Raw genomic sequence first — 14,755 nt, forward strand, 5'->3', positions numbered from 1 at the left:
TCCGATTCATGCCACTATTGGCGGGTAGCGAGCAGCTCGGCCAACGTCCGAACCATGACGCCTGTCGCGCCTTTGGATTCCCAGCCGCGAGCTGCTTTGAGCCAAGAGGTGCCAGCGATGTCCAAATGCACCCACGGGCGCTCCTCGACGAATGCGCCGATGAACAGGCCGCCCGTTATCGTGCCGCCATAACGGCCGCCGCTGTTTTTCAAATCCGCCGCATCGCTCTCGATCTGCTTGCGATATTCCGGATAAGAAGGGAATGGCCAGATCCGCTCGCCCGACGAACGGCCTGCGCGAATGACCTCCTGCAGCAGCAGCTCGTTGTTCGTCACAGCGCCGGTCGCGACGTTGCCCAGCGCAACCTCGACTGCTCCGGTTAAGGTTGCGACGTCGATCAGATGCGTTGCGCCGCGGCGAATCGCCGTTGTCATGGCATCTGCAAGCACCAGACGTCCCTCTGCATCCGTGTTGACGACCTCAACCGTCAGTCCGCTCATCGTGACCAGCACGTCGCCCGGCTTCATGGAGCGGTCAGACGGCATATTCTCAGCAGCCGCAATAACGGCAACCACGTTCACGCGCGGCTTCAGCTCGCCAATGATCCGCATCGCGCCTAAAATTGCCGCTGCGCCGCCCATATCGCCGATCATATCCTCCATGCCCTCGGCACGCTTCAAGGAAATCCCGCCCGTATCGAACGTAATGCCTTTGCCCACAATTCCCCATACGTCGCTGCTGTCCTCTGCTCCTTGATAATGAAGCACAATCATGCGAGGCGGGTGAACGCTGCCTTTGCCGACGCCAATCAGACCGCCCATCCCTTGATCAATCGCCGTAAACTCATCAATGATTTCGACATCGAAGCCATACCGATGCGCAATTTCCTCCGCATATTCCGCGAGCCCTTCCGGAATGAGCTCATTGCCCGGCATGTTCGTCAAATCGCGGGCAAAAATAACGCCGTCCGCGAACAACTGGCCGCGCTTGATGCCATAGGACCAGCGTGCAGCCGCAGCATCGTCCTGCTCGATGCCTTCCTCTGGCACGAATCGAATATCGATCGAATCCGCAGCCTGCTCATGCTCCCGCTTCCGTTTCGGCCGTTCATACCAGCCCAGCACAAAGCCCTCTGACAGCGACTGCGCTGCCCGCTCCGGATGACAATCTGCCGTACCGTCGATGACATGCTTAGGCAGCAGCACGTGAACCGTCTTCGCCCGCAGCTTTCGAACCGTCTTCGCTGCACCAGCCGCAGCCTCGCGCAAGCCGTCTGCCGTCGCTTGCCCCTCATAACCTACGAAGATCACATAATCGCTCGCATGCAGCCCGAGTGTAGCGATCGTTTCCCTCTGGCCGCGGGCGCCTTTAAACAAGCCGCGAGCATGCCGCTTACGCACCTCATCGTCGATACTGGCTTGCACCCAAACCTTGTCTCCTGCAGGCTGCTTCAGCTCCTCGCCGCTAATCAGCTTAATGACAACATCCGCTTGATTCGCGTTCGCCGAATCCGCACCGTATGTAAAAGTAAAGCTCATTGTTCTTCATCCTTTCGTGGTCGCCCTATAAAAAAAAGAATCGGGGAATACTATCCCGATTCTAAAGCTTTACGAGATCAATGGCAAATTGATCATAAACGATGTTCCTTCATCCGGCACGCTGTCGACACGAATCGTTCCGCCGTGATTTCGTATAATGCGATAGCTGACAGACAGCCCAAGTCCGGTGCCCGCTTCCTTCGTCGTGAAGAATGGATCGAACAACCGCGAGAGCGTCGATCTGTCCATGCCTTTCCCGTTATCGCGCAGCGTAATTTCGACACCCTCTGGCGATCGCTGTACGATGACGTCAATTCGCCCGTTACGCGACCCGTTTATTTCCTCGATCGCATCCAGCGAATTTTTCATGATATTCAAAATAACCTGCTTCACCTGCTTCACGTCAATCGACACAAGCAGCGTCTCTTCATACGCTTCCAGCTGAATCAAGCAGCCGCGCATGAGCGCCTCGCTCTCGGTCAGCAGGATAACTTCCTTCAAGAGCGCGTTAATTGATACTTCCTGTTTCATGGGTGCGGTTGGCTTGGAGGAGTTGAGGAATTCATAAATGATATCGTTCGCGCGATCGATCTCTGCGACGATAATGCGGGCGTATTCGTCTTTGCCTAGCTGCAGCAGATGCGGCCTGAGCAGCTGGATGAATCCGCGAATGGACGTCAACGGATTCCGAATTTCATGTGCGATCGCCGCTGCAATTTTGCCCAGCATCGCTAGCTTATCGTTCTGATAGGCCGTTTGCTCAATCTGCTTGTATTCCGATACATCTTTAATGCTGATCAAAATATCGCCTTCAAGCTGGTCCCCATATGTAACCGTCACAAGAAAATGTCTGCCGGCATTATCCTGAAACTCAAAATACCGATTTCGACGTAAAATCGCTTCCTTGTATAGACGAACAATCATCCTGCGCGTGCTTCGCTTCAATTTGGGATGCAGCATGAGGCCGCGAATTGTACAGCCCACCAGCGTCTTTCTTGGTATATCCAGCATGCGCGCCAGCATCAGATTGACGAAGGTTAGCGTGCCATTGGCATCAAACAAGGCGATGCCTGAATCCATATGCTGCAGCACGTTCTCGTACTTGTTCTTCACACGCTCTGAGGAGCGATGCGATTTGAATAACATTTCCCTCATTTCAGTAAACTTCTGCTCGGTTGTTTTCTCGGTGTCATTCCTGAAACGATAGGCCACCATCAGCTCGATCAAAAACATAAACGAGCGATTATAGAGCCGAATGCCTTCCTCTGACTCTACATTAAGGACAAGTGTCTGCATACATTCGTCGTGTACCGCAATAATCTCCTCGGGATGAACATTGCCAAGCATCTTACCAAGCTCGGTTGCTTGAAATAGAGAAGCTTCACTCCCGCTGCGAATATATTCGGCAAGCGCAGGTAAATAACGCTTTCGAATAGCCTGCATAATTACTCCTCCCCAGCAGCAAGAACGGACGGACCAGCCTGTCTTTCATAACCGTAGGACGGCGGCAACCATCTGCGAAACGTAATAACCGTTCCTCTCGTATCGTCATGCTTTACTTCAAGATCGTCAACCCACTTATTCATCCATTCCGGATTCCATCTATTGGCGTCAGTTGCATGATCGAAGAGCCGGACCTCAATGCCCAGCTCCTGTTTGTTGCGGGTAATTGCCTTAATGACCATATGGCCTTGTGCCGGTGAATCCGCGAGCTGCAAAGCCATCTCTGATATAGTAAAAGCGATACGCGTCTGATCTACGGCCCCGAAGCCGACCTTTCGAGCAATGTCTCGTCCCCGTTGACGAACGCTTATTGCATCAGACGGCGTCTTAATAAGGAACATGTCCATCCCTACATTTCGCCTCCGCTCTCCTCGCCATTTCGAGCCATTCCAGCAGGTCAACACCACATTAGCTTCAACTTTGTACTCATTATGATGGATGAATTTGTAACCGTTGTCAATCGGAGATCCTGTCGAAAAACATTGGAAGAAATCACATTTCAGCAAAAGCTGTAAGGTATTTACTTTTGATTTTGCTTGTTCGAATGGTCCTCCTTGTTTTTATCATTTTTATTGGTTTTATTCGCACTGCTGTTGTTATTGCCGTTACTGTTGCTTTTATTGCTGCCGTTGCTGTTACGACTGTCTTGATGATCGCTGTTTCCTCGCTCCCGGTCATTGTCGTCATCCTTATCATGGCTCGACCTGTCGTCGTCTCGCTCGTTCTCTTTTTGGCTATTGGATTTCCGGTCCTGATTGTTGTTATTATTCCGGTCATTATTGCTGCTGCGGCCATCGTCCTTGCCATTGCTGCGCTGCTGATTGTCCGAGCGGGAGTTGCCATGTTGCTGCGATTGCGGAGTTTGGCTTGCGCTGCTATTGCCTTTCCTCGAATCCGAGCGATCATCGTCTCGATTTTGATTTTTGGAACTGCCCTGCTGATCATTGCCCTTGCCTTTGGTCTGCCCGTCTTTTCCAGCATTTTTCGGCGGGCTCGACGTTTGCTTGTTGTTATTAAGGTTCTCCTTTTCCCCTTGCTCCTCCTTCTTGCCATTATCCGAGTTTGCATTTTTATTATCCGCAATGCTGGAAGCATTGGTTTTTTCTTGTTTCAAAAGCGCTTTCAAACGTTGCTTTTCCCATTTTTGACGTGCTTCTGCATGCTTGAGCTTCTGTTCCTTGCTTAACGGTTCATTTTCCTTTTCTTTCGGAAGATCGGTTTGTGGAGCCGCATTCGCCGGCGGGACAGGGGGTACGAGCTGATGAATGCCGCCTACTGGAGCTGTCCACTCATGAATCGATTGCGTCTTAAGCGTGTCTAGCTGCACGTCCGGGTTCTCGCTCTTTACTAATAAATACACCGCCATTTTCCCTGCTGAAACACCGTTTTTCTCCGCTTCCTCACGAACTTCCTCGGGAGCGGATAACATCGTTATACCATCATTGCCAGGCTTGCTGTCGTTTGCAGGCGTTCCTAGCTCGCCAGCATGCAGCTTGTCGGTAACCGCCTTGTGAATGTCCGACTCGAGCTCGGCTTCGAATCGCTCGGGATCTTTCGCTTTGCCATCCAGCATAACGCTCGTAATGACGATATCTCGATCATCCTTGCTGGATATGTTGATTTCCGCTTTCGTTTGGGAAGCCCGCTCGACAATTTCTGCCGCTACCACTGCTGCGTTCAAGCCTTTATACTTCATATTAACGATGATACTGGAGCCCTGCTCATTCAATCCTCTCAGCTCGCGGACCTGCTCTTCATCGTCGATTCCCATCTCTACGCTTGGGTTTACGTCCAGCGATACATATGCGACAACAGGAGCTGCTTGCGAAGTAGGCACCATAAACATGGGGAACAGCAGCAACAGGGCGACTGCTCCCGCGATCCAAGCGCCGATTACACGCCTCGGCCGTCTTCTTCTTCGACTGCCTGTCACCTCATCGCCGATATCGAAGCTGGAGCCGGGAACACGCGTAATTTTTTGAAACTGTCCATCTGGGGTCAAAATAATATAATGCTTCTCGGATTTCTCCATCACAATGCCTCTGCTGCTCACAGCTTCACCTCCTTCGACGATTGTGCACGGGTTGCCAAAGACACCTGCGGCGCGTCCGTATGCGTGATATAGGCTCTCAAATAGGGATACTCGCCCAATAGCAGCAAGACGAGCGCCATTATGTATTTTCGATTGCGTTCAATCGTTTTGCGGGATACGCCCGCTTGCCCAGCTAACTCAGCTACTGGCAGGCGCCCCTTCTCTAGAATCGGGTTATATAAAAGCGGGTCGCTTGCCGCCAGTTTGCCAATCGCAAACAACATTCCCCGCGTATCTGCATGTTTAGGCGCTTGATCAGCCAAGTCAGAGAACGAAATCCCATATTGGCCAAGCAGCGCAGCGAACGTCTGAATTTCCTGCTTGCGCTCTTCTTTGACACGATCCTGCTCATGCTTCTGCAGCGCTTGCGTCGTCTCGATTGGATTGCTGATTAGCTCATCATCGTCCTCACGGTCATACGCGCTGTAAGGCAGCGACTGCGCGTGACGCTGCTCCTTGCGCACAAAATCAATTAGCCGACGGCGAATAACCGTCTCAGCAAAGCCAAGAAAGGAACGTCCGGCGGCCTCATTAAAGCCTTCAATCGCTTCATTAAAGGCGATAAGCGCCACGCTGTATTCTTCATTTTGAATTGGATCGATATATCGCTTGCAAAACCGGCTCGTTACTTTGAGAATATAAGGCTCATATTGCGCAATGAACACTGCTCTTAGCTGCTCGTCGCCTTGCCTTATCTGCACGATGGTTTCTTCCGGCGATGCGGCGGAGCCGTCTGCGGACGGTCGATCACCGCTAATCTTGCTGATGAACCGTTTGAATAGGACAAGCAGCAACCGTTTCACCTCATCTATAACGTTCGTCTATCCCATCACCCTTGTGGGGGTATGGACTGCTCCTGGCATAAAAAAAAGCCTCCGCAACCGGAGGCTCTGAACATCACCTTGCTAGGACGTCTGCCGTTGGCGTAATTTCGTTCGTCTTGCGCTCAACACGCCTAGTCGCTTCTTCAGGTCGTTACTCCACTGCGTATCATCGATCTGCTTCGCAATCACAAGCAAATCCAGCGCCATGTCAATCTGGCTGATCACCACTTCAAGCGGGTCCTCATTCTCATTGTTCACACAGTTCTCGAACAACAAATTCGTATCCTTCTCGACATAATCTTGAAAATCAATCTCGGAAGCGCCATCGCCATGGGCGAATTCTGCCAAAATTTCATATTCATTTTCAATCATATGGTGAACCTCTACAGACTGGCATACCGGACAAAACAAGATCGGCACATTATGAATATGAGTCCGGAAATGCTTAAGCGTTCCTTTCGTGCCAATCATACTGGCTCCACAACAGAAACTCATCGGCATCTCACCCCTTAAAGGTAATGCGTTCGCTGGACATTCATGGCTTGTAGCTGTACTCCGTTTACCCGATATTCACTTTATTAAAACTTACCCCTAACGTATTCGTGCTTTACCCACGAAATTCCTGCCTTTTTCGATAGCCAATAATAGACAGGTTATAAAAAAAGTCCGCACTCAAGGTGCGGACTCTTGTTGTTCGGCATAAGCCGATGTTATTTTGCTACGAGCGTTTTCTCGCCTGGCTTCCAGTTGATTGGGCACAGACCGCCGGATTGCAAAGCTTGCAGAACGCGAAGCGTTTCTTCTACGCTGCGGCCTACGTTGTTGTGGTTAACAACTTGGTATACGAGCTCGCCTTCTGGGTTGATGATGAACAGGCCGCGCAATGCGATGCCTTCTTCTTCGATCAGTACGCCATAATCGCGTGCTGCGCTCTTCGTGATGTCAGCAGCCAGTGGGAAGTTCAGCTTGCCCAGGCCGTTGTCGTTTTTGTCTGTACGGATCCAAGCGCGGTGGCTGTGGATGCTGTCCGTGCTGACGCCGAGCACTTCCGTGTTCAGGTCTTTGAATTGTGCGTATGCATCGCTAAGTGCCGTAATTTCTGTCGGGCATACGAACGTGAAGTCAAGTGGATAGAAGAAGAATACGAGCCATTTGCCTTTGTAGTCGGACAGGGATGCTTTACCGAATTGCTCTCCGTCACCGGATACTGTTTCCAACGTGAAATCTGGGGCCAAACGACCTACCAAACGATCTGCCATAATAAAAGAACCTCCTTGACGCCAGTGGCGTAATTTGAGTGAATGTCTATTGACTTACTTCCTAGATGAATGGTACCACCAGAATAGAATGAAGTCAATATTGTATTCGTTATTTATTAATAATTATTACAATTAATTAGTTACCCATTGCAGCCACGATCAGATCGCCCATCGCCGACGTACCGATCGCTTTGCTCTTGTCGACTGCGATGTCGCCCGTGCGGTGGCCCGCATCGAGAACCGATTTAACCGCATCTTCAATGCGTTGCGCTGCCTCATGGTAGCCGAACGTCAGGCGGAACATGAGCGCTACAGACAGAATCGTAGCGATTGGGTTCGAGATGCCTTGTCCAGCAATGTCAGGCGCCGAGCCGTGCACCGGCTCGTACAGGCCGAAGCTGCCTTCGCCCAGCGATGCGGAAGAGAGCATGCCGATCGAACCCGTCAGCATTGCTGCTTCGTCGCTCAGGATGTCGCCGAACATGTTTTCCGTTACGATAACGTCGAAGCTCGACGGACGGCGGAGCAATTGCATTGCGCAGTTGTCTACGAGTACATGCTCAAGCTCTACGTCTGGATATTCTGGCGCGATCCGGTTAACCACTTCACGCCACAGGCGGGACGTCTCAAGCACGTTTGCTTTATCAACCGACGCCAGCTTCTTGCGGCGCGTTTGTGCGATTTCGAACGCTTGGCGAACGATACGCTCAACTTCTTGTACGTTATATGCGCAAGTATCGACTGCTTCTTCGCCGTTCGCGGTTTCGCGACGGAATTTCTCGCCGAAGTAAATGCCGCCCGTCAGCTCGCGCACAACGATCAGGTCCGTGCCTTCAAGCACTTCTGGTTTCAGCGTCGAAGCTTCCTTCAAGCAATCGAATACGTTCGCAGGACGGATGTTGGAGAACAGGCCGAGCGCTTTGCGAATGCCGAGCAAGCCCGTTTCTGGACGAAGCTCTTTCGAATTGTTATCCCATTTCGGGCCGCCAACCGCTCCGAGCAGTACAGCGTCCGCTTTTTGGCAAATTTCAAGCGTCTCTTGCGGAAGCGGCGTACCTTTCTCGTCGATTGCGATACCGCCGAACAGGCCGTGCTCCGTTTCGAATTGGTAGCCGAACAGCTCTTCCGTTTTTTTGAGCACTTTAAGCGCTTCGCCGACAACCTCTGGTCCAATGCCGTCGCCGCCGAGAACTGCGATTTTTTTTACGTCTGCCATAATAGTGATTGACACTCCTCTTCTATACACACAATAAATTCTCAATCTATTATCAGTTGTACCACAAATGGTCGTTGAAGACAAAGATATAAATGCTATCGGAATTATAGTTTATGCCTATTGCTTACCCGACTTCGCCTGCCACTTCGTATTAACCCAGCTAATGCCGAACGAAATCGCGCCAAGCAGCAGGAACACGATGATTTTGTACAACGAGCTTTCGCCGCTCAGATCGAGCAGAATCGTCTTTAACGCCACCAATACGATCACGATCGAACCAAACCACCGGAACGGACGTTGGCGGCTATAGGCCCCCCATAAGAACAGCAGCAAGGCATAGACGCCCCATGCGACCGACAGTGCCAGCTGAACGCTGCCTGCAACGTCGTACTCATCGTACACATTAGTGATCTGAACCGTCAGCAAGCCGCCGACGATAATATGGCTCAGTACGGCATACAGCACCGCAACGATTGATGCCGACTCTTTATCGAGCGATTTGTAGTTGACCTGTCTCGATACGTAGAACCCGAAGGCCGCCAGCGCGACCCAAGCGATCGCTCCCCCGTTCAAGAACGGAATATACAGGTCTCCCAGCGGATTGATCCGCGGGACGTCCCATGCATTGGCAAACCAGTAGACGCCTGTTACGAGCCATACGAACGATCCTGCAACAATGAGCCAATCCGTGCGAAGCTTGCGGCCAACAAGGACCATTGCTAGTGCAATCGCCGTCCATACGAACGCGCCGACAAGCGGACGATAATCCGAGCCGGAGCCGAGGCCCGACATGCCGAGCAGCAGGGCGATAACGGCTAACGCCGCGTGGATATGACCGGCTGCCGCAGACACGGAAACCATTTTGAAGCGATAAATCGCCAGCGCAAGCATGCCATACAATACGCCGATTAAAAGCATAAGAACCGTCATCGCGCCCTGCCCAGGCAGCAGCGCCGCCGCCCAAGCGCCGAACAGCACCGTGTTCGCGAAGCTGAAATACACATTGATCCCCGCTGATTGGCTGCGGTCTCGCCAGGTTGCAGCGTAGAATGCCACTAAATAGAACACGAATGCTGCAACCGCATACCGCATCGGCATGCTCCACCAACCATTCGACTCAGGCAAGAAATGGACATAATACACCGCATACAGCAGCCAAGTAAATAGAAAGGCTGTCAAGCGCAGCTCGAGCCAGCTTTTCATCACGCTAATGGCAAACACCGCAGTATTCATAACGAGCAAATACAGGAACAGCTGCAGCACTTGATCCGTTTCCGGCTGCATAACAAGCGGCGCCAGCATGGAACCTAGCAGCGACACCATCATGAGAATGCGGGAATTGAAGCGATACGCATACGCGGCAACCGCGGCCGTTATCGCGGTCATGGCGACCAGCACCGTCATGGATTCCCACAATGTCGTGTAAATGCCCGCATAAGCAGCCGTCGAGTAGCCTATTGCTGCGCCCAGCCCTGTTCCGAGCTCCCCGGCAAGGACGAACCCCTTACCTTTGCGATGCAGCTTCACCCCGATCGAAGCGGCTGCAGCGCCAGCGATTAGGCCAATCGCTATTTTGATCGGGTCCGTCAGCCAGCCTTGATCCGCCGAATATTTGAAGAGCGATAGGAACGCCGCCAATACGAACAGCGCGCCCAACGCTGTCGTCCAATGCTTTTTCCATAATTCCATTACAAGCGCCTCCCATTCGGGATGAAAGTTTAGGACCAAGTCCTAACACTTCCTATTCTACTCGCGCCTGCCGATGGGAATAGTACCAACTTTATCTGGTACCGCCTCCGTTTGCTGCTAGAACAGCCCCATATCCTTCGCTTTCTCCGCTGCTTCCTTGCTTGTGCCGACCCCGATTTTGCGCAAAATATTGCCTACGTGATTTTTGACCGTCCGCAGCGATAAAAACGATCGGTCCGCGATCTGCGATTGGCTGTAGCCCTCGTGAATCATCGATAAAACCTGCACCTCGGCTGGCGTGACCTGCCGTTTGAACCGGTCGACCTCGTAGTCGCGCTCTACTTTCTTAAGCCGCCTAAGCTCCTCCAGCACCAGCTTTGCCGCCGAGGCGTCAATCATCGAACGATCCGCCGCCGCTTGGCGAATCGCATGCGGAATATCGGTGAAACGCGATTTCACCATATAATTAACAGCCCCTGCACGCAGCGCCTCCGAAACAAACGCGCCATCCTCCATTGATGTCAGCATGATCATTCGCGCTGAAGTGATCGCTGGCAGCTCAGCCGCCAGGCGCAGCCCCGCCGGAACGTCCGACAACATAATATCAAGCAATATGACGTCAGGGCGCGTACTCGCGCATAAGGAGGCCACCTGCTCAGGATCGCCTGTCTCCGCTACAACAGACAGATCAGCTACCGCGCTTAAATAGTGCGACAGCCCGCGCCGCCATTCCGGATCGTCTTCAACGAGCATGACGCGGATTTGCCCTTCCTGCTCTTGCTTGGTTTGCTGCTGCTCGCTCATCCGCTCATTCCCCTCCAGACTTCGTAAATACACGCGTTATCGGCGATTCGCCTGCTGCGAGCGAACGCACACGCTTGCTCGAACGCTTCAAAGACGGGAACGAGAAGGTGACCGTCGTCCCGCTCCCACGCTCGCTTTCTACCCGCAGCTCTCCGCCTTGGCGATTCATTAGCTGGCTGCTATAGGCGAGGCCAAGCCCAAAATTCATCTCTTTGCCGCTTTTCGTCGTAAAGAACGGCTCCGTTACTCTCTGCAAATGCTGCCGCTCAATACCGATACCTGTATCGCGAATGGCGATCACAGCCCCTCGTTTGCCCCCGGACAGCGTGATCATTAACTGCCCGCCTTCTGGCATCGCTTCTAACGCGTTGCGAAGCACATTATGTATTGCTTCCTCCGTCTGAGCGGCGTCGGCAACAACCTCGACATCAGCGGCTTCTGGCAGACACGTCGTCAGATGTACGCCAGCGGCTTCTGCCGCTTTGGAGATCGCACCGACCTGCATCCGCACAAGCTCCGCCAAATTAACTCGCTCCGCTCTTAATACCAACTCTTGCGTACGCTCGTGAACGCTTCGAATCATCGTCTCGATGTGCTCAGCCGCTCGCATAATAACGGCTGCATCCGCTTGGTTCCCAGCGGCAGCTCCCGCATTCGCGTTTGACCTTCCCAGGTGATCGGCGAACAGCTTGATTTTGGCAATATCGTTCTTAATGGCATGATTCAGCATCGCCGTTCCGCTCGTAATCGCCCGCATTGAGGAGTCCAAGCGGCGACGCTCGATCATGAGCTGAACGCCGAGAAAGCCATATTTGAATAAGGACACAACGAATATGCTGAACGCAACCGGAATGGACCACACGTTATAGCGCCACATCCGATACACGCCGAATACAGGCAGCATATAGTTCATCGCCACAGCAAACAATACCGCTGGCAGCACGGCCGCCGTAACGATCAAATGCGCCCTTCGCTCGGCTGGATGCGTCGCCCGCTTCGTTAAGACGATAAGCGTGCCTAGGACGCTGTATGGAATCGCCCAGCAAGCCAGAGGCATGTAGGAGACAGGCAGGTTAGCGGGCGCCGGAAAAACAAGCATGATCACCGGCGGAATTAATGTTATAAACGGCAACATTTTCGCCATCCGCCGCGGGACGGCTTCCGTATGATAAGCTGCTGCAAACATCAGATAGCTATAAGGCAAGCCGTAATAACTCATCCATGAGCATCCGCGCTGAAGATGGCGTAACAGGTCCACTTTCGCTTCAACAGCCGCGGCGGTGGTTTCATATGCGACGATCCAGCTTTCCATCACAGAAGCCAGCGCGCCGATTCCGCCGCAAAATGCGACCAAGCTAAGCCATCTAAATACCGGGCTCCGCCGATTCGTTAGCAGCAGCAGCAGCGCAGTGATCCACAATATTGCCATCGCGAGCGTCATAACCGTAATCCCCTTACCTGCAACAATAGAAGTCCGTCTATTATACCATGCCCCTGCTGGCTCCCTGTTTAAAGACCTGCTAAAGTCCTACTCGCCCCTCCCTATGCGCTACTCCTGTTCAACCCGCTCCTTCGCTAATTGCACAAGCTTGTTGATCGTGTTCCAATTCCGCGTCGTTGTCGGAACGCCTAGCTTCTCAACCTGTACCGCTAACTTGGCATTGCGTATGCTTCGTCCAAATAGCAAATAAACGTCCCTGTCCGCCAGCCGATACTGCTCGTCAGCCGTCTGATATTGCTGCAGCTTGTCCAGCTTATCCGAGTCGGGCTTCTCCTGCAGCATCGTAACATACAGGCTCTCTCCCTCGCAGGTCGCCGCTGCCGTTGCGAGCTGTTCCTCCGTAAAAGGGCAGTTCGCAGCAATCGCGTTCAACTGCTCCGACGTTCGGATGATCACGCTGAGCGTAATCTGAAACGACTTCTCCACCTCTTGCTCGATCCGCACACGCAGCGTTGCCTCGTCCTCATTCGATTCAAATAGAATATTGCCGCTTTGAATGTAGGTTTGAACCTTCGAGAGGCCCAGCCCTTCGAGCGCTTCCCTTAAATCCGCCATCTTGATTTTATTTTTCCCGCCTACGTTAATGCCTCGGAGCAATGCAATATAAACCGTCATCTCTTCACCGCTTTCTGCTGTCTATCGACTATATAACATTAAAAAGCCCCTTAAACGTCAATGGCCATTCTCACGGCTGTCATTTTCGTTTAAGGGGCTGTTGCTGTTCTAGCAGTTAGATAAGGCTCATCTTGTCGCGGCGACCTGGCGATTGACGCTTGTCAATCAAACGGTTCAACGCGTCAACATAAGCGCGTGCGCTCGCTTCGAGAATATCCGTGCTCAATCCGCGGCCCTGCGCCGTTACGTCGTTCTGAAGCAGAACGACATGAACTTCGCCAAGCGCGTCTTTGCCGTGCGAGACGGATTTGATGGAGTAATCCTCCAGCTCGACTTCCTCGCCCGTCAGCTTATCGATGGCATTATAGATCGCGTCTACGGAACCATTGCCCTCCGCAGTTGCTTCTTTAACGCCTTCGTTCGTTTTCTCGATTCGGATCGTTGCAGACGGTACCGATTGGTTGCCGTAATGCACTTCGATCGTCTGGAAGGAATAGATGCTTGGGGACTCCGCCAACTTCTCTTCCAGCATGGCATGAATGTCTTCGTCCGTTACGTCCTTCTTACGGTCAGCAACGTCCTTAAACTTGGCGAATGCCGCGTTCACCGCTTCATCTTCCAACTCATATCCAAGGTCGATCAGCTTCTCGCGGAAAGCGTGGCGGCCCGAGTGTTTGCCAAGCACCAGCTTGGATTCCTTCAGCCCGATCGTCTCCGGCGAGATGATCTCGTACGTCGTTTTCTCCTTGAGCATGCCATCCTGATGGATGCCCGACTCATGGGCAAACGCGTTCGCGCCAACAATCGCTTTGTTGCCTGGAACCGGCATGCCCGTAAGCTTGCTGACCAGTCGGCTCGTCTTCGCGATTTCCTTCAGATTAAGCGACGTCGTCGCTCCGAAGTAATCCGCTCGAGTTGCCAGCGCCAGCGCTACCTCTTCGATCGCCGTATTGCCCGCACGTTCGCCGATCCCGTTGATCGTGCCTTCAATTTGGTCAGCGCCATTGAGTACAGCAGCCAGTGCATTCGCCGTCGCCATGCCAAGGTCATCATGGCAGTGCGCGCTCAGCTGAATTTTCTCGATGCCCGTCACGTTCTCTTTGAGCGTTTTGAAAATGTTGCCGAACTCCAGCGGATTCAAATAACCCACCGTATCCGGGATGTTAACGACCGTCGCGCCTGCGCGAATCGCCATTTCGGTTACCTGCACGAGGAAGTCAAGCTCCGTACGTCCCGCATCCTCTGGCGAAAACTCGATTTTGGAAAAATACTGCTTCGCATAACGGATCGCGCGCTCAGCCGTTTCCAGCACTTGATCCTTCTCCATGCGCAGCTTGTGCTTGCGATGGATCGGGCTCGTTGCCAGGAACAGATGAAGGCAAGGATCCTGTGCGTCTTTCAGCGCTTCGCGCGCTGCATCGATGTCTTGCTCGCGGGAACGCGACAAGCCGATGACGCTTGCATTCTTAACGGCACGGGCAACCGCATTTACCGCGGCCAAGTCGCCTGGGGAAGCAGCCGGGAAGCCAGCCTCCATCCGGTCGACGCCGAGCTTCTCAAGCTGCAAAGCGATTTCTACCTTCTCTTTGGTATTCAAGTTAACGCCCGGAGATTGCTCCCCGTCGCGGAGTGTCGTGTCGAAAATATAAATCTTGCGCATGCCGTTACACCTCCGGGAAACTAAATGTCCCGGTGCAAGCAGACATGCCCCGTG

At 52.8% G+C, this 14,755-nt stretch carries 13 protein-coding genes; all 13 read right to left on the minus strand.

Features of this window, described 5'->3' with window-relative positions; translation table 11 throughout:
- Nucleotides 1-14: 14 nt before the first annotated feature.
- Nucleotides 15-1,538 (minus strand): leucyl aminopeptidase, encoded by a 1,524-nt coding sequence (locus PAECUDRAFT_RS06250; RefSeq protein ID WP_006037280.1) that lies wholly within the window; start codon nucleotides 1,536-1,538, stop codon nucleotides 15-17.
- A 69-nt stretch (nucleotides 1,539-1,607) separates the two neighbouring features.
- Nucleotides 1,608-2,981, minus strand: coding sequence for an ATP-binding protein (locus PAECUDRAFT_RS06255; RefSeq protein WP_006037281.1), 1,374 nt, complete (start codon nucleotides 2,979-2,981; stop codon nucleotides 1,608-1,610).
- A gap of 2 nt (nucleotides 2,982-2,983) precedes the next feature.
- The gene (locus PAECUDRAFT_RS06260; protein WP_006037282.1) at nucleotides 2,984-3,388 is read right to left on the minus strand and encodes an ATP-binding protein; all 405 of its coding nucleotides are present in this window, start codon (nucleotides 3,386-3,388) and stop codon (nucleotides 2,984-2,986) included.
- 173 nt (nucleotides 3,389-3,561) lie between these two features.
- The gene (locus tag PAECUDRAFT_RS06265; protein WP_006037283.1) at nucleotides 3,562-5,094 is read right to left on the minus strand and encodes an anti-sigma-I factor RsgI family protein; all 1,533 of its coding nucleotides are present in this window, start codon (nucleotides 5,092-5,094) and stop codon (nucleotides 3,562-3,564) included.
- The gene (sigI, locus tag PAECUDRAFT_RS06270; RefSeq protein WP_006037284.1) at nucleotides 5,091-5,927 is read right to left on the minus strand and encodes an RNA polymerase sigma-I factor; all 837 of its coding nucleotides are present in this window, start codon (nucleotides 5,925-5,927) and stop codon (nucleotides 5,091-5,093) included. The genes PAECUDRAFT_RS06265 and sigI overlap by 4 nt, the downstream gene beginning before the upstream one ends.
- A gap of 111 nt (nucleotides 5,928-6,038) precedes the next feature.
- Nucleotides 6,039-6,452, minus strand: a complete 414-nt coding sequence (locus PAECUDRAFT_RS06275) for a hypothetical protein (protein WP_040711779.1) — start codon at nucleotides 6,450-6,452, stop codon at nucleotides 6,039-6,041.
- A 215-nt stretch (nucleotides 6,453-6,667) separates the two neighbouring features.
- The gene (locus tag PAECUDRAFT_RS06280; protein WP_006037286.1) at nucleotides 6,668-7,216 is read right to left on the minus strand and encodes a peroxiredoxin; all 549 of its coding nucleotides are present in this window, start codon (nucleotides 7,214-7,216) and stop codon (nucleotides 6,668-6,670) included.
- A 136-nt stretch (nucleotides 7,217-7,352) separates the two neighbouring features.
- A complete protein-coding gene (gene leuB, locus PAECUDRAFT_RS06285) occupies nucleotides 7,353-8,432 on the minus strand; it encodes a 3-isopropylmalate dehydrogenase (protein ID WP_006037287.1) in 1,080 nt (359 codons plus the stop codon).
- A gap of 117 nt (nucleotides 8,433-8,549) precedes the next feature.
- Nucleotides 8,550-10,121, minus strand: coding sequence for a DUF2339 domain-containing protein (locus PAECUDRAFT_RS06290; RefSeq protein WP_006037288.1), 1,572 nt, complete (start codon nucleotides 10,119-10,121; stop codon nucleotides 8,550-8,552).
- Between the two features lie 117 nt (nucleotides 10,122-10,238).
- Complete coding sequence (locus PAECUDRAFT_RS06295) at nucleotides 10,239-10,925, minus strand: response regulator (RefSeq protein ID WP_006037289.1); 687 nt, start codon at nucleotides 10,923-10,925, stop codon at nucleotides 10,239-10,241.
- Between the two features lie 4 nt (nucleotides 10,926-10,929).
- Entirely contained in the window at nucleotides 10,930-12,366 is a 1,437-nt protein-coding gene (locus tag PAECUDRAFT_RS06300; protein WP_006037290.1) for a sensor histidine kinase, read from the minus strand.
- Between the two features lie 108 nt (nucleotides 12,367-12,474).
- Complete coding sequence (locus PAECUDRAFT_RS06305) at nucleotides 12,475-13,041, minus strand: DUF1697 domain-containing protein (RefSeq protein ID WP_006037291.1); 567 nt, start codon at nucleotides 13,039-13,041, stop codon at nucleotides 12,475-12,477.
- 115 nt (nucleotides 13,042-13,156) lie between these two features.
- A complete protein-coding gene (locus PAECUDRAFT_RS06310) occupies nucleotides 13,157-14,701 on the minus strand; it encodes a 2-isopropylmalate synthase (protein ID WP_006037292.1) in 1,545 nt (514 codons plus the stop codon).
- Between the last annotated feature and the right edge of the window lie 54 nt (nucleotides 14,702-14,755).

Origin of the sequence: Paenibacillus curdlanolyticus YK9 (assembly GCF_000179615.1) — a bacterium.
GTDB lineage: Bacteria > Bacillota > Bacilli > Paenibacillales > Paenibacillaceae > Paenibacillus_T > Paenibacillus_T curdlanolyticus.